Raw genomic sequence first — 19,338 nt, forward strand, 5'->3', positions numbered from 1 at the left:
TGATCTGACTCACGAATTCCGGCTCCGGCTCGCAAGGTGGCTTCCGCCTGGCTTCCCCGGTGAAAACGCCTCACGCTAGCGAACCGCCGCGCTGCGCCCCCCCGCATACGTTCTGGGCCGGGGAGGAACCAGAGGAGGGGGCGGTCGTCAGTGACCGGCGTGCGCGCCAGCGGCAGTGCCGTAGTCAAATCGGTGCATGAAGTACTGGAAGATGGCGTCTGTCTTTTGTGACAGCGCGTCGTCGTCATACTTCGAAGCTGGAAGGCCCGTCCGGTCATCGTAAAGCAGATCGTAGATCTCTTGGCGAAGCCCATCACGGGTACTTTGCTTTTCGAAGAGATCCTGTACCTCCTCCATTCGGCGCTGGATCGCCTGCAGAATTTCGACCGAAACGGACTTGATCTGCCGGATTTCTTCTTTCGACAGATCATCCCGCATCAGCAGGTCAAAGACAGGCTTTTGCTCCTGTGTCAGGCCCAGCGCGACATGACTTTGCGCCTCCTCTTCAAGGTCGGCGGCGATCCGCATCAGCGCTTCGAAGGTGGCCTCGATCGTGTTCTTGTCCTTCTCCTTGTTATATTCCGCCACGATCTTGTCGAAGCGGTCCTGGAAATCGGTCAAGGTCGGATTGGCTGCCAGCATCTTCGCCAGTCTTTCCTGTAGCACTGTCCGGAGATCCTGCACGTCGCTGGCTTGGCGCTCGCTCTTTGCAAACTCTCGTCGCAGCAGCTCGAAATTGACCTTCGAGATGTCGAAGACCCGCTCCCCGTCACCGTCGGGGCGGATATCGATGGCCTCGGCCACAATTGCGTTCAGCTTCTGGATGATCGCTGACGTATCAGCGGCCATCTTATCCTCTTGGAGCGAACTGTAGATGTAGTTGATTGCTTGGTAGTCGGCCTTGAAGGTCTCGACCTTGGTGAAGGTCAGACAGGACTTGTACTTGCGAAATACCGCCCGCGCCGCGATTTCAAATCGCTTCCGCGTCTCGTCGTTGACGTTGATCAGCTCTTTGGCGTCCTTCAGGGCCTTTAGCTTCTGAAAGCCGTCCTGCGCGTGCAGCCGTTCCAGGCCAAACCCATCCGTCCGCAAGCCTTCGCGCACGATCTGGATGGCTTCGGAAAGTTCGGCAAGCAGCGCCTCTTCGGGGTTCAACGGATCGACCGTCGGTTCGTCCTCGCCACCACCCATCGGACCATTGCCACCAGTGTGGCCCGCGAACGTGGCCAGCGCCTTGCGCAGGTTCTTTAGGATCCCGCAATAGTCGACGATCAGGCCGTTGTTCTTGCCTTCCTTCACCCGGTTGGCGCGGGCGATGGCCTGCATCAGCGTGTGCGCCTGCAGGGGCTTGTCGAGATACAGCGTCGACAGTGACGGCACGTCGAAGCCGGTCAGCCACATCGCGCAGACGATCACGATCCGGAACGGGTGATCATCGCGCTTGAACGCGGTTTCCACGTCGAGCCGCTTCTCGACCTCCCTCCCGCCGACCACTTCCTTTACCGTGAACCCATCCTTCATCCGCTTGCGGTGCGGGATGATGTCGAGGCCCCAGTTCTTGAACTTCTGAACCTCGCCCTGCTCGTCGCTGACCACGACAGCCATCTCGGTCTTCCGCATCCATTCGATCTGTTGGGTGCGGATCACGCGTTCCTGGTCGTCGGAGACGTGAACAAGCTCCTTCTCCAGCTCAGCGATCCGGGCTGCCCACGCCTCCGAGATGAAACCATGCATCCGGACGGCCGTGACCTTGTCGATGGCGACGAACATCGCCTTGCCGCTTTCCCAATTCGACGAAAAGTGCCAGGCGAAGTCCTTCGCGATGTGGCGCAGGCGCGGTTCGGCCGTGACGACATGATACTCCCGCTTCAGGTCGTCCGACAGCTTCGCCGCCACGTCCGGATCGTCGATCTCGGCATCGGCGATGGCGGCTGCCAGCTTTTCGTTCAGCCCGTCCCCTGACAGACGCAGCTTGTCGCCGCGCGCGTCGTAGTAGAGCGGAAGCGTCGCCCCGTCCTCGATCGCGTCCTGAAAGTCGTAGGTGGAAAGGTAGGCCCCGAAGACCTGCTTGGTGATCTGGTCATTGGAAAACAGCGGCGTGCCGGTGAACCCGATGAATGCGGCGTTCGGCAGCGCCTTGCGCATGTTCAGCGCCAGCGTGCCATATTGCGACCGGTGCGCCTCGTCCGTCACCACGATGATGTTGTCACGGTCGGAATAGATGCCCGCCTTCGCCTGATCATCGGTGAACTTCTGGATCATCCCGAAGATCACTTTCTTCTGCTGACCCAGCAGGTCGCGCAGCTCCTGCGCCGATCCGGCGCGGCAGGGGTCCTTGTCATTGTTGGCAAGGCCCACACTGGCGAAGGTCTTGTAGATCTGGTTGTCCAGATCCGTCCGGTCGGTCAGCACTAGGAAGGTGTAATCGCCCCCAAGCCGCCGATGCACTTTCTGGGTGAACAGCGCCATCGAGAACGACTTGCCCGAGCCTTGGGTGTGCCAGAACACGCCCAGCTTGCCGTCCAGCGCGCGGCGGTTCGCCACCGCCTCGACCGCGCGGTTCACGCCAAGGAACTGGTGGTTCTTGGCGAGGATCTTCACCGGGCCGTTCGCGGTGTCGGCGAACAGGATGAAGTTTTCGAACAGGTCCATGAACCGCCGCTTGTCGAAAACGACGCGCAGCAGAGCCTCCATCGGCAGCATCTCGTCGCGGCGGTCCCGTTCATCCAGCTTCAGCCAGTCCGAGAAATGGTCGTAATCCGCGCTGATCGACCCCATCTTGGCCAGCTCGCCATTGCCCAGAATGACAAAGGCGTTGAAGTGGAAGAGGTGCGGGACCGTGTCCTTGTAGTCCGACAGGTTCTCGGCATAGGCGCGCTTCAAGTCGCGGTCGGGGCGCTTCAGCTCGCAGAACATCAGGGGCAGGCCGTTGACGAAGCCCACGATGTCGGCCCGGCGCCGGTGGGCATAGCCGCGCACCCACAGCTCGCGCACGGCGAGGAAGTCGTTGTTTTCCGGCGCATCGAAATCAAACACCCGCAGCCGTTCGCTGCGCTGTTCGCCGCTCGCCCGGAACTTCACCCGCACGCCGTCGCGGATCAGGGCGTATTTGTCCTGATTGATATGCAGCAGGGATTGGGAGCCGAAAATGTCGGTGATCTCGCGCAGCGCCGCCTCATAGGCCATGTCGGGCAGGCCGGGGTTCAGCCGCAACAGCGCCTCGGACAGATACCGCGTCAGTACCACGTCCTTGTCGGACTTGCGGCCCAACGTGCCCTCTGCCCCGAACACCTCCTTGTTCCAGGCCATGACCACGCGCCAGCCGTGCTGGGTGGCGAGGTAGTCGGCCATGGTTTTCTGGACAAGCTGATCTTCGGTGAAATCGTTCATGGGCAAAGACTACACTTACACGGGAATGCGTCCATCCATCAGACGCGGGAGGAGGAGGTCGCGGGCGCGGGTGAGTTTGCCAATAGCCTTGTCGATGTGTTCGATCTCTCGAAACATCGGCTCAACCACCCGATCAAAATCTTCGATAACTGGCTTTGGCGGGACAGGGAGAAGATATTTGTCGAAGCAACTTGGTTGAACGCGCTGACGACCGGATGAACCGACCATGCTTGTAATTGCGTTCTTTCGGAAACCTTCTTCTCTCGCGAGTAGATATGCCATGAATCGGCTGATGCGACGTTCCCTGAAAACGACAAACTCCGTCGAACCGCAGGCGACCTCGCCATCTTGCAGGAAATTCACATAGCCTGTCTTCCCGTTCTCAAGACACGGCGTAATCCGAGCGAACAGCGTGTCACCGTTCATGAACTTGACACCCGCTGGTTGTTCGCGCCGTTCAAACAGGGAAGGGTCGCAGTTCATCCCGGAGGTCGAGAGGGCTCCCATCGGCACCATTGTGATCAGCTTCGATTCCGAGGCCTTCCAAGTCGTCCGTGGGTTGATGTGCATCGCTTCGGATGCGGGCATGCGTTCCCATCCGTCCGGCAGGCCATTGACGATCTCTGCCGTCTCATGGCCGGGAAAGCGGAGGTGGACGAACCATTCGCGGTAAAGCAGCCGCGCCGCCTGCTCCAGCAACCCGATCCGCCGCCGGTTGTTCTCGATCAGGTCGTCATAGGCCGAGAGGATCCCCGCAATGCGATGCTGGGTGGGGAGGTCAGGAAACTGGACCTGGAAATCAGGCACCTTTGTGAGCGGGATGCGGTCTACGGTTGCGCCACTGATCTTGCTGCCTTCTGCTTGATTGCGCCACGCAGTAGACAGGCAGTAATAGTGAAGAAACTTCGGAGCAACTTTTGTCGTGTCGGGCCGTATCAATGCCATTCTGCGACCGAGGCAACCTCGAAAGCCATCGGGAATAATTGCATACCTGTGCAGGGTGGCTTCGTAGGTGAAAACGATATCGTCCTTCTGAGGCACGACACGCCGCGTCCAACGAGGGAATTCATCCTCCGAAATGTGCTTGATTTCGGAAAGGTCCAATCGGCCATCGTCGGTGATGTTCTTGATTCCTAAGAAAATCGGGCCATCGTCAGCCTCTTTGGGCGTGGCATGTGGACCGTCAAAAAAGCCTTCGACAAAGTGCTTGATTGCGATCATCCGAGGAGCTCTTCAAAGTTGCTCGCGATCACCTCGGCCAGTTCCGAGGCTTCGGTGTTAAGCCCGTCCAGTTCCAGATGGATCTCGCGCAGCGCCTCTTCAAAGTCGAACTCGTCATCCTCGACCTCGGGCGCTACGCCGACATAGCGGCCCGGCGTCAGGCTGTAGTCATTCGCGGCCAGTTCGGCGTGATCCACCAGCTTGACTAGCCCCTGCACATCCCGCAGCACCCCATCGGGGAAGCGCGACAGCAGCCAGTGCGCCTGGCCCTCGAAATACCGAAACCGCTTCAGGCTGCCTGTCACCACCAGTTGCACCGCAGGATCACCCGTCAGCGCCACCCGCGCCTCTGCCACCGCCGCCAGCAGCTTCTTCCCCTCGGCCGTGATCTTGCGCACCTCGGCCGTCACGCGCTTGGCGGCCGCCTCGCTGGTCTGCGCCTCGATCTGCCGGTCGCCTTTGGCCATCAGCGCCTCTTGCGCCTTCTGCAAAAGCTTCGATGCGGCGTCGATTTCCTTGATCAGCGCCTTGGCCCTGTCGCCCACCGGCTGCATCACCGACAGCCGTGCATTCAGCGCGCCGATCTCGGCAGGCGCCGCGATCAGCTCTGCCGCCGACGTCGCGAAGGCGTCGCAATCCACGCGCAGGCGCTGGGCGGCCTCTGTCACGGCGGCATCATCCAGATGCTGGGCGAAGAAGGCCGCGCAGGCGTCAACCGCCGCCAGCAATTCGGCAAAATCCGCCCCCTCGGCTTCGACCCGCGCCGTTTCCAGATAGTCCTGCACAAGGGCGGTGAAGCGGTCGGTCTGCCCGCGATAGAGCCAGGTGATTGCCGTCAGGTTGCGCATCTGCTCGGGCGAGAAGTCATAGACCTTGCGCGTGACCTTGCGGAACACAAGCCGCGCGTCCAGCATCAGCACCTTGTCGCGCAGGTGGTCGGGCTTGGCCTTGTCGAAGAACCACAGCTCGCACGGCACAGTGCGGGTGTAGAAGAAGTTGCCCCGGATCGCGACCATGATGTCCACATCGCCGGTTCTCACCAGCGCCTGGCGGACATCCGCCTCTTTCCCGCCTGCGGAGGAAGCCTGCGAGGACATGACGATCCCCGCCCGCCCGCGCGGCGACAGGTAGGAATGAAAGAACGACATCCAGATGTAGTTGCCGTTCGACACCTTGCCGCCCTTGTTGACGCCGGGCAGGCCGAAGGACAGGCGCTTGTCATCCTTCATTTTTTCGGCGTCGATCTCGTCGACGTTGAAAGGTGGGTTGGCCATGACATAGTCGAAGGGCCCGTGATCCTTGTGCGGGTCTTCGTAATAGCTGATGGCCTTTTGGATATCGCCCTCCAGCCCGTGGACCGCGAGGTTCATCTTGGCGAGGCGAATGGTGGTGGGGTTCTTTTCCATCCCGTAGAAGGTCAGCCGCTCGTTCGGGTTGGCCTTCTGCATTTCCACGAAATGCGCGGACTGCACGAACATGCCGCCCGACCCGCAGGCCGGGTCGATGACCTTACCGCGCGTGGGTTCGATCACGTTGACGATGGTTTCGACCAGGCTGACCGGGGTGAAGAACTCGCCGTTGTCATGGGCCTTCTGGTCGGCGAACTGGGTCAGGAAGTATTCGTAGATGCGGCCGAAGACGTCGCCATCGGCCCGTTGCAGCGCCGGGTCATTGAAGATGCGCAGGACCTGGCGTAGGACCTCGTCGTCCAGTTCCGCGTATTCCTGCTTGGGCAGCAGGCCCTTCAGCGTCTCGTAGTCGCCCTCGATGCTCTCCATCGCGGCGATCAGGGCGGTCGCGGCGCTCTGCCCCTCAGGCAAGCTGACCAGCATGTCGAACTGGGCTTCGGGGCGAAGGTAGATGGAGCCGCGGCGGGAGAAGTCTTCCTTGGTCAGGTCACGCACGACACCGCCCCGGCTGGGCAGCGTCGGGATGATCTCGTCCCGCACCTTCAGGAACCGGGAATAGGCGTGGCGCAGGAAGATCAGCCCCATGACGGGCATGAAGTATTCGTTGCTGGCGAAGTTCGAGTTGGCGCGGAGGGTGTCGGCCGAACCCCAGAGGCGTTTTTCGATGTTGCTGATCTGCTCCAAGGAGCGCCCCCTTCAATTCTTCCGGTATGTCCAAGCTATAACCTGTGACTGCGCCACGGCGCCAGCCTAAGCAGCTTCATTCATGCGTTGATTCAAGTGTTTGAGTGGATTTAGCGGCGGTCCCTCGCTTGCCTGGTAGCGTCCCGCAGAGGTCCGACACATCCACTAGACGCCGAGTTCCGCATCCAGATAGGCACGCAGGCTGAGGAGATCGGAGATCTTGCCGCGCATCATGATGTCCAACGCGCTTTGCGCCCCAAGGGCAGCGCTGGGCTGGCGGATCCATTTGTAACCACGGTCAGGCTCAGTAAACAGCGTGCGCAGCGCCTTGTGGATGCCCATCAGGATTGCCAACCTGGCACAAAGGTTGCGGTCGATCAGCCCGGTGTCGCCGGTCTTCCAGCACCCCCATGTGCGCTCGTCCATGTCGCCCAGCAGTACGCGCGCCTCACCATCCGTCAGGTCCCAGGCGCGGAACAGGTTGACGATGGTGCGCGCAAGGGCAGCGGCTTCCTCGTCCGTGACGGCGGGGAATTCGGGTTGCCTCGAAACTGATGGAACCGATGCGCGGTGCATGACGCTACCCTCTTCTGCCGTCAGCATGGTCGACATGTGTCATTTGGCAAGCCTCGATTTCCTCGAGACGACGGCCGTATTGCTGACGACGGCCTTTGCCGTGATCCAACAGGCGGCCGGGCTGGTGACTCGATGCCATCAATCACGTAGGGTCCAGAAAACATGAGCAATCTGGAGCCAGTGCATGAAAGCTGCCGAAACCCGCGTCGACCGATTCTTGGCCAGCAGCGAGACAGCTTTTGCCATCCCCGTCTACCAGCGGAACTACGACTGGACCCGGGTGCAGTGCCAGCAGTTGTTCAACGATATCCTCGCTATCGGCGCGGACGAGAGCCAGTCTGGGCACTTCATCGGCAGCATCGTCTACGTCCACGACGACGTCTACACGGCTTCGGGGCTTCGCGAACTGACGATCATCGACGGGCAGCAACGCCTAACCACGTTGACGTTGATCTTCATAGCGCTCTACCGACACGCTATGGCGACGGGGAAGGACCAGCAAGCCCAGCGCATCTACAAGACCTATTTGATCAACGAGTTCGCCGAAGACGCCGAGAAGCTGAAGCTGAAGCCCACTGACAATAATAAGGTGGCACTGGCGCAGATCATGGATCCGAAGGAAGCGGTCAAGGCGAGCGGCTATTCCCGGCTCATCGAAAACTTCCGCTTCTTCCAGGCGCGCATAACGGATGCCAATTTCGATGGCGTTCTGCGCGGCGTGTCGAAGCTGATCTTCGTCGACATCGCACTTGATCGACAGAAGGATAATCCGCAGCGGATCTTCGAAAGTCTTAATTCGACGGGCCTTGAGCTGTCGCAGGCTGATCTGATCAGAAATTACATTCTGATGGGATTGCCCCGAAAGGAGCAGGAGCAGGTTTTCCGGAAGTTCTGGGAGCCTATCGAGGCGAACGCTCGGAATCGGGATGTTAACGAAAGCCGAGTGTCGGATTTCATCCGTGATTTTCTGACGCTGAAGCAGAAGGATATTCCGAACAAGGGGGCGGTCTATGCCAAATTCAAGGAACGCTACCCAGTGCCGAACTCGGCCGACCTCATGGATGCCCTCGAAGAGTTGCGCGAATTCTCCCATGTCTACGCGCGCCTGCTGAACCCTGACCTTGAAGGCGACCCCGAGATCCGACGCGAGCTGGGCTACATCCGGACGCTGGAGGTCAACGTGGCCTTCCCGTTTCTGATGCCGGTCTATCGGGATTTCACCGCCGGGATCATCTCCCGCGACGTCTTCGCGGCCGTCTTGCGGCTGGTGCAGAGCTACGTTTGGCGCCGGTTCATCCTCAGCCTTCCGACAAACGCCTTGAACAAGATTTTCATGAGTTTGTACGACCGGGTGGACCCCGCAGAGTATCTGGTTTCGATTGAGCGTTCCTTGATGCAGCGCGGCGGCAGCCAGCGTTTCCCGCGGGATGCCGAGGTCATCGCGATGTTGCGGGAAAAGGACATCTACAGCACGAAAAGCCGGACGAGGACATATTTCTTCGACCGCCTGGAAAACCACAACAACAGGGAACTGGTGGACGTCACGGTTCCTGGCATCACCGTGGAGCATATCTTCCCGCAGAACCCGGAGCCCTCGTGGCGAAGTGCCCTGGCCGCTGACGAGTACGCCGTGCTCAGCGAAAAGTATCTCAACACGATTGGAAACCTCACGCTGTCCGGGAACAACGGCCGGTTGGGGAACAAGCTCTTTGTCGACAAGCGGGACATGAACGAAGACGGTGGCGAACAGGGCTACCGGTTCAGTCGCCTTTGGCTCAACCGCGACCTTCAGGCCCTCGACGGATGGGGCGTCAAGCAGGTCGAAGAGCGGGCGGATCGTATCGCAAAGCGTTTTCTGGAGGTCTGGCCTGCGCCGGCCATCGAAGTCGTCGCCGAGACGAACGGAGACGAGATCAACATCTTCGATGCGGAGGAGCCCCGTTTCAAGCGCCTGGAGTATGCGGTCTTCCTCGGTGCCCGCTTGAATGTGACGCAAGTTGCCAAGCTGTATGTCGAGGTCCTTGAACAGCTTCTGGTGCTTCAGCCCGAGGCGTTTCAAGGCACCAAGCTTGGTGAACGCATACAGCTGACGTCTGAGCCTGACACGCTACGGCAAGCCGTTCGGGTGGCGGAAGGATATTTCGTCGAGGGCAATATCGACTCCACCAACAAGTTTGAGAGACTGAAGTTGGCTCTGTCCGAGTTGGGGATGGAAGAGGAACTTTTCATCAAGTTTGCATAGGGAGGAACGCCGGTTTGGGGTGCGGATTCAGCCAAGGCCGCGTCCTTGGCATGGCCGCCGTAACCTCGAGCTCCCGCAGCATGCCGCCCGCGACTAGCCCCTCGCGCACCCAGCCCAGCGCCTGCCACCAGTCGTCATAGCCGCGGCGGGCGGCCTCGATCTGCTGCGGATGGGGGGAGAAGGTGACCGGGCATGCTAGGACCTCGACGGTCTTCCATGTGGCGCGCGCGCCCGGGCCACGGACGCGAATGCGCTCGGTGCCCACGACGATGGCCCCCGCATGTGTCCCGTGCCGGTTCTGCTTGACGATGATCGGCACACAGCGCGGGACGGCCCCGGGCATCCAGTCCGGGGTCAGCCCGGCGCGGGCCAGTTCGGCGACGCGGATCGCCATGCGCTTGCCGCCGAGGCTGTCGGGGATCCCGGCGACGGTGGCGGCGATGACCTCGGCGTCTTCGTGGGTGTAGCCGCCGATCTTGTGTTGCCCGCCGTCGATTTTGCAGCCCAGCACTGCCCTTTGCAGCAGTACGTATTCCAGGCCGAAGCCGAAGCCTTCCTCGGTGACGTCCGGGGGCAACGGAAGTTCCAGCTGCGCTTGTTCGACGCGGAATGCCCATTCCAGTGCGGCCTGAACGCCCAGCGCGCGCTTGATCCTGGTACCGCTGACGCGGCCGTGGAAACTCATGGCTGCAATCCTTCAAGGAAATCCATCTGGGCCGGGCCTCGGGCGGCATCCGTTGGCCGCCAGATCCACGGGCCCGAGGCTGTGGGCAGCTGCGAGAGCGCGCCACGCATTTGCCGCTGCCAAAGGGTGAACTCCGTTGCCGAGCAAGCGCAGAGCGCGTGCCCGATGGGCCAGCCCATCAGCCACCCTACGAAGAGCGGGTTCAGCCGCCGCCGCGACCGCCCCTTCAGGATCCGCCGCGAGACGGCGCGCCCATGCGAGGCAATCATCGAAGCCCAGAGCGGGCGCGAGATCGGGGCGTGCGGCGAGGACCGTGGCCCATCCGGCGAGATCGTCGGGGCCGGGCGGGTGAAGCCCTGCTCCGCCCGGTAGTGCAGCAGGTCCATCCGGGATTTGCCGTCGGCGCGGGTGATGCTCGCTTCCGAACTGCCCTTCCAGTTCTGCGCGGCCGGGGTCGGCCAGTGGTTCGGCAGGGCTTTCGCGATGCCCATCGCCAAGGCCTCTGCCTTGCGGGTGAAGTCGCTGTTCCCGGCCGGGTTGTAGCTGGCAGTGCCGGGGTGCAGGCTCATCGGTGTGGGCCAGGATGAAGATGCGCAGCCGCTCATGCGGCGCGCCGACCTCTGCCGCCGAGAACAGGCCCGCCGCAGGCGTGTAGCCCAATCCCCAAAGCTCTCGCAGGACGGTCTCGAGGCCGAGGGTGACGTGACCGGCGACGTTTTCGAGGAAGACCCATTCGGGTTGGCATTCACGGATGACACGTGCGACGTCGGGCCAAAGGTGGCGGGGATCGTCGGCGCCACCGCGCTTTCCGGCCGCGCTGAAGGGCTGACAGGGATAGCCTGCGAGGACGGCATCGAAGGCGCCGCGGAAGGGGCGTGCGTCGAAGCTGCGCAGGTCGGTCCAGATCGGGGCCGGGGCGAAATACCCTGCGCGCTGGGCTGCGATGAGGACCGCCCTTGGCCAGTCCTCCCATTCGACGAAGGCGCGGGTGTGATAGCCGGGCTCGGCCAGCATGAGGCCCAGATCAAGGCCTCCGCCACCTGCGCAGAGGGACAATCCGTGCCGGGGACGTGACACCATGCCATTCACCGCACCCCGCGTTCGCGCAGGCGTTCGGCCGTGACCAGTCCCCTCGCCAGCATGGCATCGCGCATGGTGTTGCTGATCGCGCTGACCGGCAGGTAGCGGTCGGAGTTGACCAGATCGGCGTAGAAGGCGGGCAGGTCCGTGATCGGCTTGGCGGCCGGGGCAGAGGCAGGAGTCGCCTTCGCCCTCCGGCGCTTGCGCCCGGCATCCTCGACCTTGCGCTGGGCGGCGCGTTGCATCGCCCGGTCCAGCGCCTTCGGCCCATCAGGCGGTTCGGGGTGCTCCTCACGGCTGGCCTCGGCCGCAGCGATGATCTCCGCCTCGGTCAGCCCCAGCTCGTCGCGCCAGCGCTGAACGTGCAGCCGGGGTGGCCAGCCTTGCCACCAGCCGGGCAGGGCGGCGGGATCGAGGCCCAGCGCTGCCAGCAGGTCCCCGAAAAACTCATCGGAAATCGCCACGCGCGCCTGCGCGCCCTCCTCCTCCTTTACTGGTTTACTTAGAGGTTCCCTTACAGGGTTAGTGTCCGGATTTCGGACACGGCTTTCGGCATTTTCCGGACACGGGTTCCCCGGAAATTCGGACACGGCTTCCCCCTCATCCCCGTGTCCGAAATCCGGACACGGCAGGGCATCGGCTGCGGCATGCACTGCCGAACCCTCTGCCTTGTCGGCGATTTCTGCGCCGTCGCCGTCTCCGTGTCCGATTTCCGGACGCGGCACCACAGCGACAGATGTGAACCCGGGCTCGAACCCCAGGATGTAGCGGGTGGGCAGCTGGCGCTTGGTCACGGGGTCGAGCCGCTGCACGCGCCGCAACAGGCCCACAGCCTCGAGCTGGCCAAGGTGATCGTTCAGCGTCGACCGGCTGATCTCGCAATCATGCGCCAGCCGGTCCTGCGAGGGGAAGCAGCCGTAGTCCGGGTTAAACCGGTCGCAGAGATGCCAGAGCACGATCTTGGTCGTGGGCTTCAGCCCGCGCTGCTTGATGGCCCAGTTGGTGGCCTCGTGGCTCATAGCGCGGGCCTCCGCGGGGCAGGGGCGATGCGCGTGGTGAAGCCGTGATCGGCCAGCGCGCCCAGCGCATCGTCGAGGTTGCGCACCAGCGCCCAGCCGAACCCTTGGGCCTGGACGGCATCGCGAAACGCCTCCTGCTCCGGCCGCAATCGGGCCTTCGGCGCCTTCAGTTCGAGAAACAGGACGCGGCCGTCGCAGAGGACCATAAGGTCGGCGAACCCGGCATGGACGCCCATGCCGACGAGGATCGCCTGGCGCTTGGCCCCGCGGGGCCTGGCCTCGGTCACCTCGTTGGCGCAATGGTGGATGATGGCCGAGCGGGGCAGGGCGATGCGCAGCGCCTGCACCACGGCGCGCTGCAGATCGGCTTCGGGGGTGCCACGGCGCTTCATCGGCGGACCTCGGGGTCGAGGGTCTGCGCGCGGCGATGGCGGGCCGGGCATCGGGCCTCAATCGCGAAGAGCAAGGCCCGCGCATCGCGGCGTTCGCGTTCAGACTGGCCATGGGTGGTCAGGACCTGGCAGGCGAGGCGGACGAGGTGGTCGGAATGGCGCGCGACATTGGCGACGACGGTGCGCGCCTCGGCCAGTCGCTGCGCACGCCAGGCGGGATCGACCGCAGGGCGCCGGGCGGGGCGATGCGGGGCAGCCATCAGCGCCGCCCCCGGGTCTTCGGCGCAGGGCGGACCTGTTCCTGCGCGCGGATCCACGCCTCGACCGAGGTGCGCCGATAGAACACCTTGCGCCCGATCCGGGTGCAGGGCGGGCCTTCGTGGCGGGCTTCCCATCGGGCGAGGGTGTCGCTGGCGACGCCTAGCTCACCCGCAAGCTGGTCGCGGCTGATCCAGTCCGCGAGGAGGTTCAGGGGCTGGCCCTCGGGGGCAGCGGTCGTGGTCTGCATCTCGTACTCCCATCCAGATCCCGGTCGATGCCGGAGACGGGGCGAGGCAAGCAGAGCGGTGGGACCGGAACCTAGGCGGAGACCGGAACGGACAGGCCAAGGGCCATTCCGGCCCAAGTTTCATTGAGGATTGCTGGCCTGACCGGAATCTGGAATTGCAGATGTGTCCAGCGCCATTCCGCCATTTCCGGTGTTTGTGGGCGCGTTGATTCTGCGGATCAGTTCGGATCGCCGCGTCGATCCGCATTCATCGACGCGTGGCTGCGAAGGCGGGCTGGAACCGGGACGCAGTCGTTCCGGGTCAGGGCAGGGCCGGGAAATCGGGGCGACGGTGCGCCTCGACCATGGCGCGCAGTTCGGGCGGCGAGATCACTTCGACATTGTCGCCCCACTGGTAAAGGTGCCATGCCATTTCGAGCCACCCTCCGGCCGTGAAACGAACGGTCAGGCTGCCGTCCTCCTCGGTCTGGACCTCCTGGTCGGGATGAAACAGGAAATCCCGCGCTATGGGCGCCGCGGAAGGCGAGAACCGCCATTCGACCGGGGCGAGCTCGGCTTCGGAATGGAACGACCCGAAGGCGCGGGCGGCATGGGCGCGCAGGTCGAAATCCGGATCGCGCTTGAAGGACGATGGCCGCAGCTGGGCCTTGAGGATCCGGTCCAGTCGGAAATGGCGATAGGTCGTTCCGTTCCCGATCTCGCGGGCGATCAGGTATCCGCGCATGCCGAACAGGACGCCATAGGGTTCGATCTGCCGCGTCCGCGGGCTGGCATCCTGTGCCCCGGCATAATCGATCTGCATCGTGAACGCGCCCTTGAGCGCCGTTTCTATGGCTCCGAGGATCAGAGGGTCGTATTTCGCCCGAGGGCCAGGGCGGCAAGCATGGCCATGGGCCTCCAGCACGGCTTCCGCATCTGCTTCTGCGCGGCGGGCGAGGGAGGATGGCATCGTGGCCAGCAGCCGATCACGCAGCGAGGTCAGCGCCGCAACATCGGTCACAGCGCCGTCCCGCTCGGCCCGGCGGATACCCATCTCTAGCGCCGACAATTCACTGTCCCGAATGCCCTGCCCGTGGAGCAGTTTCTGCTCGTTCAGCTTCCACCACTTGCGCCGGTCCTTGTCGATGCGGGTCTCGACCATGGGGAAGGCCGCCTCCAGAGCCTTGGACATGCGCTGCGCGGTGCGAAGGTTCACGCCGAAGGTCTCGGTGATCTGCACCAGGCTGATGCCGTCCGCCTGCGCGGCCGCCACTTCTGCCAGCCGCATGATGTCGATGGCCTTGCCCAGACGCTTGTTCACACTTCTTGATCCCTGACCGAACCTGTCAGGGTGAGATAGTGCAAATTCGCGCGAAAGGCGAGTAGCCTGAACCTGTCAGATCAAGGCGATTCCCATGATCCCCGACGGCCAATGACGGGCAATCAGCCCGAACAATAACGCACGCCTGTGGGAGGGGCGGGGAAATGGTGCCGACATCCAAACACGCGCCGACAAGTCTCTGTTTGCAAACAGCATCCCTGCCGCATGCCTTTCTGACCTGGGTTTTTTCGATTGCAGAAAGGAGACCGCCGCGATGAACCTGCCGCCCCGCCCGTTCTATTCCCTGACCGAGATTTCTGCTCGCTGGGGTTGCAATGCTGCCGATGTCGCCGGGTGGTCCGCGACCGGCCTTCTCTCGCTGGTCACCAGCATCGCCTCGGTCATTTGCGGCAGGCAGCCCGTGGCGGGAATCGTGCAGGTGAGCGCGGCCGACATGATGCGGATGTTTCGTCGTCATGGGCCGAGCGATGAGGAATGCCGAGTCTACCGGATCCGGCTTCCAGGAACCACCGAGTGGCAGTTCATCACCGACCCGACCGATGGGGTGCTGGTGAAGATCACCGACCTGCTGCTCCTGGCCGACGAGGTCCACAAGTTCGAGGACGAGCGCGATCTGCTGCGGCGCCCGGCGTCACCGCCGGGATCCGCGCCGCGCTACGATTGGGACGGGGTGAACCTGATGCTGTTCCGCCGCATCAATGAACGCGGCCTGCCCGCGACGCAGGGCGAACTGATCAACGAGGTGCAGGACTGGTTCGCCCAGAACTCGCCCAACGGGGACATCCCCGAGGAGAGCACCACCCGGAAGAAGATCGCGCCGATCTGGCGGGTGCTCCGCGAGCGGGACTGACCGGCCGCGCGGCGCGATCAGGCGCTCTTCTGTTCCTGGTCGGCGTCATGGACCAGCTGCGGCCGCGGCCGGAAGATGCTGGCGACGACATTCACCCCGTGGCGGAGGGGCGAGTCCATCAGATGCGCATACCGCTGGGTCGTCGTCATCTGCGAATGGCCCAGCAGCTTTCCGATCATCTCGAGCGAGGCCCCGCCGCTGACAAGGAGCGACGCGAAGGTGTGACGCAGGTCGTGGATCCGGACACCGGGTAGGTTGGCCTGCTTCTGGATCCCGACCCAGAACCGGCGGATTTCCTTGACCGGCTGGCCGGGCGTGTCGCCGGGGAACAGCCACGGGTTTCCCCGTGGCACCAGTAGGCTACGCTGGCGGATGATGGCGGCGACATCGTCGGAAATCGGGATGCGATGTATCTTGCGCTGCTTGGTCGTGCTGGCGGGCTTTGACCAGCTGAGCAGATCGAGATTGAACTGTTCGAACCGCGCTTGCCGCACCTCGCCCACCCGGGCGCCGGTCAACATGCAAAGCCGAATGATCCCGGCCGCGCGTTGGTCCTCTGCCGCGTCCAGCACCTTGGCCAGACGGGCGATCTCCTCGGGCGACAGGAACCGTTCTCTCTCCGTCTCGATCCGGCGGCGAAAACCGCTGGCCGGATTGTCGGTGCGCATCCCCCATTCGATGGAGAGCGAGAACATCTTGCGCAGCACTTCGCCCACCCGGTTGGCGCGCACAGGCGTGGGCTTCGGCCCCTGCAACTTGCGCGCCCGGTTGTTGGGCTTCGCCTTCGACGGCCGGGCCCGGCCCGCGGCGATCTTGTTCAGGAGCTTCTCGACATCGGCCTTGGTGATCTCTGTCACCAGCTTCTTGTTCCAGTCCGGGCCGACCAGCTTGTGCACGATAGTGTGATGGTCGGCCGCGCTGCGGGGCGCGAGATTGGGCGTGTGTTCTGCCAGATACCGTTCGATCAGGTCGCTGATCCGCGGTGCCTCCCGCGCCGCCTGGCGCTGGCTGAGGGGATCGCCGCCCTCGTCGATCTCGCGCCGCAGCTGCTTGGCCCGCTCCCGGGCGGCCGTCGCGGTCCATTCCGGCCAGCGTCCGATGGTCATGCGCCGCTGGCGCCCCGCGACCCGGTAGTCCAGCGTGAAGGCCCGGTTTCCGGAAGGGTAGATGGTGACCGAGAACCCCCGCACATCCGTGTCGAAGATCTGGTAGTCCCGCCCCAGGTTCGCCGCATCGCGGACGGTTTTCTCATTCAGTTTCAGCCTCTTGACCATGCATCGCTCCGTCTTGCTCGTCCCAACATGAGGCGTGGATTCGCGCCCGGATCAAGGCAAGCATGGTGGGAAGACCGGAAAGGAGGCGGAGACCGGAAGTGGGGCGGGGAGAGGCGTTCCGGGTCTCACGTTCCGCCCGCGCTTAAGCTTGATTATCGCCGCCGATGTCCATAACGGGTCTCAGGAACGGTCGTCTCCTTTTGACCGCGTGCAACCTAAGCGCATACAGTGGCTAGACTCGAATCAGTGGGTGGCTCAGCGCGGAATGGTTCGTGACTTGGCCGGGCTTGCGCCAACACAAGGGTCAAAGAATGCGCCTCCAGCGAGACAGTCGCTACGACGTTGGTGAGTGAGGAAAGTCGTTACCTTGATGCAAGAAGTCTTCAGAAGTCTCCGCCACCGTATGTCGTGGACCAGTGCAGCAAAAGTTCTTAAGGCCAATGGTTACCCAACGAGCTATGGATGGGACGCAACCCTGAAGAAGATCTTGGAGGGTGGCGAGGAGCTGGACGCGGGAAAACTCGAAGACGCGCTAATTGAACACATCGTCTGCGGTCAAAAATTCACGAAGCTTTATGCGATCGATAAGTCCGCGCGTGAGCACCTGCAATCGAAAATTCAGCTTCATGAGCTCACTGACTGCCCTGCGACCAAGAGCTATCCTTACCTCGTGTCCGATGATGAGCTCCAAGCCGGAACAGGCGACATGCAGGTAGTCCGGAGCATGATGAATGATGATGGCGTCGGGCTAATTCTCTCATCTGTGTACTGGATCAGAAAACGCGAAGAAATTAGCTTCCAGGAATTCGAACATCCTTCCGACATGAAGCAACGATACGATGAAATTGTCGGAATTGTTCGCGAACCAGTCCAGCTCTTTCATGTGGTGTGGGTGCCTCATCATCGTGACTTCTTGGAGGTACGTGTCGACAGTCCAAGAGGATTGCCGGAGGCGGATGTGCATGGTCTACACTCTGTGTTGAAGTCCAGAGTCGGGACCTGGGGTGATTTCAAGCTGGACAAACCCGTCAACTTGTTTCCTGCGGTTCGCCCGTTCTACGAGGATGCAAACGAAGGAACAGTCACACAGATGACGTTCCAGACAACGACCGGTGGTATCAAAGACGAGAAACTTCCGAGGCGACGTAAGGACGCTGATCAAAGAACAGAAGCGTACCACGTTGCAGGAAAGGAGGCAGTAGAGGCAATAGCCATCTACCGTATAACTGTGGAATGGGGCTTTACTGTGGATCGGGTGACATTCAGCCCATCGATCACTCTTTCAGCATCGGGGCCAGGCGGAAATGGTGCAGGCGGCAACCCGATTATTAGTGGGGCTCTAATTGAAAATTGTATTAGAGCGGCTGACTATGAATTCGTGATCGAACGTCTCGGCATCAAGGCTAAACTTGATACCATAGGTATGGCAAAATGAGAGGATGAACTTAGAAGAGTTCAGGGCGAAGCTTGTCGCTTCGAGGCTGGAACCGCGTGTGCTATCAGCATGCTTGGCGGTAGCAGATCTATTGACTGATCTAAAGCCCGGAGATGGCCGTCACCTCGGGATCCCATTTTTCTATGATCGACTCAACGACGCTGATCGTAATTGGCTACTTCCAGCCCTCAGCATTTTGAGCTCTCGAGATGGTGCCATACTCGAAATGCATGGATATCTGGATGACGCTGAGGAGGGTCAGCTTCATCTTTCTGAGCAAGAGTTCAAGGATTTACTGGATAGTGGTCGGTTGGCGCACCCAGTGTCGGGTGTTGAGATTCGGGAGCCCTTTACGCAGGTTCGAGTGTTCTATTCACTAAGGGATTCAGCCTAGAGTGGATACACAAGATATAACCCTTGCAGATTATCTGAAGTTCTTTTCCGGCACTCCGGGCGGGCGCGTAATTCGTTGGCAGGTGGCGCGTACACACGAAGAGCGCCTTGCTGTTTTGGAAGAGGCGCTTGATGACTGTTATAGTAGCCTCGTAGATACGCGCGGCCTCAATGAAGACCGAAGTGAAGACGAGCTAAGCATGCAGATTGCAAACATGCTTTGTATGGCTGGAATTTCCGCACGGCACGATAGGCACATCAACGGACATTGTGATCTTGTTGTTGAGGCAAGCGACGGCTTTATGTGGTTGGGTGAGGCAAAAATCCATAGGGATTATAAGTGGCTCGATGATGGCTTCCTGCAGCTCTCAACCCGCTATGGCACTGCAATGCTGGGGCGCGACAGGGGGGAGCTTATCATCTATCATCGCGCTGGTGACTCGATTGGCGTATTGCGGACGTGGCGAGACCGGCTGGTCACAGACCGACCAGAAGTAGAAGTCACCTCTGAAATCGCCGAGCCATCTCTTTTCTTCCGGACAAGGCACAACTGCCCGAATTCAGGCTGTAGCTTTTACGTGCGCCACACGATTGTGCCACTAAGGCACAATCCAGGGAAATAAATGAGCGGGAATTTTCATTTGAGTCTCGGTTGATTAATGATCGGAATTCGGCTTTCGAAGATGATCTATGTCTTGGACACCTCAACGCCACCTCAACCACAGAACGTATGCCTAATCCTGCGAGTGCCAATCATATCCGACCAATCTGGTTGTTTGCGGGCGAAGGTGAAGCGCAATACGTGGGGTATACGGCTTCAATCGTTGATTTCATTGAGGTTTCTATACCTCTTGCCTCC

General features: G+C 61.7%; 16 protein-coding genes and 1 pseudogene. 4 read left to right on the forward strand and 13 right to left on the reverse strand.

Features of this window, described 5'->3' with window-relative positions; all coding sequences use genetic code 11:
- Positions 1 to 147: 147 nt before the first annotated feature.
- From ACTZWU_RS14050 to ACTZWU_RS14065, 4 genes are all read right to left on the reverse strand, one after another.
- Positions 148 to 3,390: a type I restriction endonuclease subunit R gene (locus tag ACTZWU_RS14050; RefSeq protein WP_444737985.1), complete on the reverse strand. Its 3,243-nt coding sequence runs from the start codon at positions 3,388 to 3,390 to the stop codon at positions 148 to 150.
- Between the two features lie 15 nt (positions 3,391 to 3,405).
- On the reverse strand, positions 3,406 to 4,611 hold the full coding sequence (locus tag ACTZWU_RS14055; protein ID WP_444737986.1) for a restriction endonuclease subunit S: 1,206 nt from the start codon (positions 4,609 to 4,611) through the stop codon (positions 3,406 to 3,408).
- Complete coding sequence (locus ACTZWU_RS14060) at positions 4,608 to 6,704, reverse strand: N-6 DNA methylase (protein ID WP_444737987.1); 2,097 nt, start codon at positions 6,702 to 6,704, stop codon at positions 4,608 to 4,610. The genes ACTZWU_RS14055 and ACTZWU_RS14060 overlap by 4 nt, the downstream gene beginning before the upstream one ends.
- Before the next feature lie 165 nt (positions 6,705 to 6,869).
- A complete protein-coding gene (locus ACTZWU_RS14065) occupies positions 6,870 to 7,316 on the reverse strand; it encodes an MbcA/ParS/Xre antitoxin family protein (protein WP_444737988.1) in 447 nt (148 codons plus the stop codon).
- Between the two features lie 148 nt (positions 7,317 to 7,464).
- On the opposite strand from ACTZWU_RS14065, the gene ACTZWU_RS14070 reads away from it, so the two are divergent.
- Positions 7,465 to 9,522 (forward strand): DUF262 domain-containing protein, encoded by a 2,058-nt coding sequence (locus ACTZWU_RS14070; RefSeq protein WP_444737989.1) that lies wholly within the window; start codon positions 7,465 to 7,467, stop codon positions 9,520 to 9,522.
- On the opposite strand, the gene ACTZWU_RS14075 is transcribed toward ACTZWU_RS14070, so the two are convergent.
- From ACTZWU_RS14075 to ACTZWU_RS14110, 8 genes and pseudogenes are all read right to left on the reverse strand, one after another.
- The gene (locus ACTZWU_RS14075) at positions 9,509 to 10,207 is read right to left on the reverse strand and encodes a hypothetical protein (RefSeq protein ID WP_444737990.1); all 699 of its coding nucleotides are present in this window, start codon (positions 10,205 to 10,207) and stop codon (positions 9,509 to 9,511) included. The two genes, ACTZWU_RS14070 and ACTZWU_RS14075, sit on opposite strands and share 14 nt — an antisense overlap.
- Entirely contained in the window at positions 10,204 to 10,776 is a 573-nt protein-coding gene (locus ACTZWU_RS14080; RefSeq protein ID WP_444737991.1) for a DNA methyltransferase, read from the reverse strand. Before ACTZWU_RS14080 ends, ACTZWU_RS14075 begins: the two co-directional genes overlap by 4 nt.
- Before the next feature lie 49 nt (positions 10,777 to 10,825).
- Positions 10,826 to 11,287 (reverse strand): annotated as a pseudogene (locus ACTZWU_RS14085) (DNA cytosine methyltransferase); the annotation flags it as partial.
- A gap of 5 nt (positions 11,288 to 11,292) precedes the next feature.
- Complete coding sequence (locus ACTZWU_RS14090) at positions 11,293 to 12,306, reverse strand: helix-turn-helix domain-containing protein (protein ID WP_444737992.1); 1,014 nt, start codon at positions 12,304 to 12,306, stop codon at positions 11,293 to 11,295.
- The gene (locus ACTZWU_RS14095; protein WP_444737993.1) at positions 12,303 to 12,698 is read right to left on the reverse strand and encodes a VRR-NUC domain-containing protein; all 396 of its coding nucleotides are present in this window, start codon (positions 12,696 to 12,698) and stop codon (positions 12,303 to 12,305) included. The genes ACTZWU_RS14090 and ACTZWU_RS14095 overlap by 4 nt, the downstream gene beginning before the upstream one ends.
- Positions 12,695 to 12,958, reverse strand: a complete 264-nt coding sequence (locus tag ACTZWU_RS14100) for a hypothetical protein (protein ID WP_444737994.1) — start codon at positions 12,956 to 12,958, stop codon at positions 12,695 to 12,697. Before ACTZWU_RS14100 ends, ACTZWU_RS14095 begins: the two co-directional genes overlap by 4 nt.
- Complete coding sequence (locus ACTZWU_RS14105; protein ID WP_043133696.1) at positions 12,958 to 13,206, reverse strand: helix-turn-helix transcriptional regulator; 249 nt, start codon at positions 13,204 to 13,206, stop codon at positions 12,958 to 12,960. Before ACTZWU_RS14105 ends, ACTZWU_RS14100 begins: the two co-directional genes overlap by 1 nt.
- A 301-nt stretch (positions 13,207 to 13,507) precedes the next feature.
- A complete protein-coding gene (locus tag ACTZWU_RS14110) occupies positions 13,508 to 14,506 on the reverse strand; it encodes a helix-turn-helix transcriptional regulator (RefSeq protein ID WP_444737995.1) in 999 nt (332 codons plus the stop codon).
- 274 nt (positions 14,507 to 14,780) lie between these two features.
- On the opposite strand from ACTZWU_RS14110, the gene ACTZWU_RS14115 reads away from it, so the two are divergent.
- On the forward strand, positions 14,781 to 15,377 hold the full coding sequence (locus ACTZWU_RS14115; protein ID WP_444737996.1) for a hypothetical protein: 597 nt from the start codon (positions 14,781 to 14,783) through the stop codon (positions 15,375 to 15,377).
- 17 nt (positions 15,378 to 15,394) lie between these two features.
- Here the strand turns inward: ACTZWU_RS14115 and ACTZWU_RS14120 are convergent, their stop codons facing one another.
- Positions 15,395 to 16,651, reverse strand: a complete 1,257-nt coding sequence (locus tag ACTZWU_RS14120; protein ID WP_444737997.1) for a tyrosine-type recombinase/integrase — start codon at positions 16,649 to 16,651, stop codon at positions 15,395 to 15,397.
- Between the two features lie 370 nt (positions 16,652 to 17,021).
- Between ACTZWU_RS14120 and ACTZWU_RS14125 the strand changes: the two genes are divergently transcribed.
- Both ACTZWU_RS14125 and ACTZWU_RS14130 read left to right on the forward strand, forming a co-directional pair.
- Entirely contained in the window at positions 17,022 to 18,086 is a 1,065-nt protein-coding gene (locus ACTZWU_RS14125) for a hypothetical protein (RefSeq protein WP_444737998.1), read from the forward strand.
- Positions 18,087 to 18,481: 395 nt separating this feature from the next.
- On the forward strand, positions 18,482 to 19,102 hold the full coding sequence (locus ACTZWU_RS14130) for a hypothetical protein (RefSeq protein ID WP_444737999.1): 621 nt from the start codon (positions 18,482 to 18,484) through the stop codon (positions 19,100 to 19,102).
- The last annotated feature ends 236 nt before the right edge of the window (positions 19,103 to 19,338 follow it).

This window comes from Paracoccus sp. NSM (assembly GCF_052379855.1).
GTDB lineage: Bacteria > Pseudomonadota > Alphaproteobacteria > Rhodobacterales > Rhodobacteraceae > Paracoccus.

Coding starts and splice junctions, on each gene's coding strand:
- ACTZWU_RS14120 (WP_444737997.1), bottom strand. CDS start 16,651: ATGGTCAAGAGGCTGAAACTGAATGAGAAAACCGTCCGCGATGCGGCG.
- ACTZWU_RS14055 (WP_444737986.1), bottom strand. CDS start 4,611: ATGATCGCAATCAAGCACTTTGTCGAAGGCTTTTTTGACGGTCCACAT.
- ACTZWU_RS14125 (WP_444737998.1), top strand. CDS start 17,022: ATGCAAGAAGTCTTCAGAAGTCTCCGCCACCGTATGTCGTGGACCAGT.
- ACTZWU_RS14090 (WP_444737992.1), bottom strand. CDS start 12,306: ATGAGCCACGAGGCCACCAACTGGGCCATCAAGCAGCGCGGGCTGAAG.
- ACTZWU_RS14070 (WP_444737989.1), top strand. CDS start 7,465: ATGAAAGCTGCCGAAACCCGCGTCGACCGATTCTTGGCCAGCAGCGAG.
- ACTZWU_RS14115 (WP_444737996.1), top strand. CDS start 14,781: ATGAACCTGCCGCCCCGCCCGTTCTATTCCCTGACCGAGATTTCTGCT.
- ACTZWU_RS14100 (WP_444737994.1), bottom strand. CDS start 12,958: ATGGCTGCCCCGCATCGCCCCGCCCGGCGCCCTGCGGTCGATCCCGCC.
- ACTZWU_RS14080 (WP_444737991.1), bottom strand. CDS start 10,776: ATGAGCCTGCACCCCGGCACTGCCAGCTACAACCCGGCCGGGAACAGC.
- ACTZWU_RS14075 (WP_444737990.1), bottom strand. CDS start 10,207: ATGAGTTTCCACGGCCGCGTCAGCGGTACCAGGATCAAGCGCGCGCTG.
- ACTZWU_RS14105 (WP_043133696.1), bottom strand. CDS start 13,206: ATGCAGACCACGACCGCTGCCCCCGAGGGCCAGCCCCTGAACCTCCTC.
- ACTZWU_RS14050 (WP_444737985.1), bottom strand. CDS start 3,390: ATGAACGATTTCACCGAAGATCAGCTTGTCCAGAAAACCATGGCCGAC.
- ACTZWU_RS14095 (WP_444737993.1), bottom strand. CDS start 12,698: ATGAAGCGCCGTGGCACCCCCGAAGCCGATCTGCAGCGCGCCGTGGTG.
- ACTZWU_RS14065 (WP_444737988.1), bottom strand. CDS start 7,316: ATGTCGACCATGCTGACGGCAGAAGAGGGTAGCGTCATGCACCGCGCA.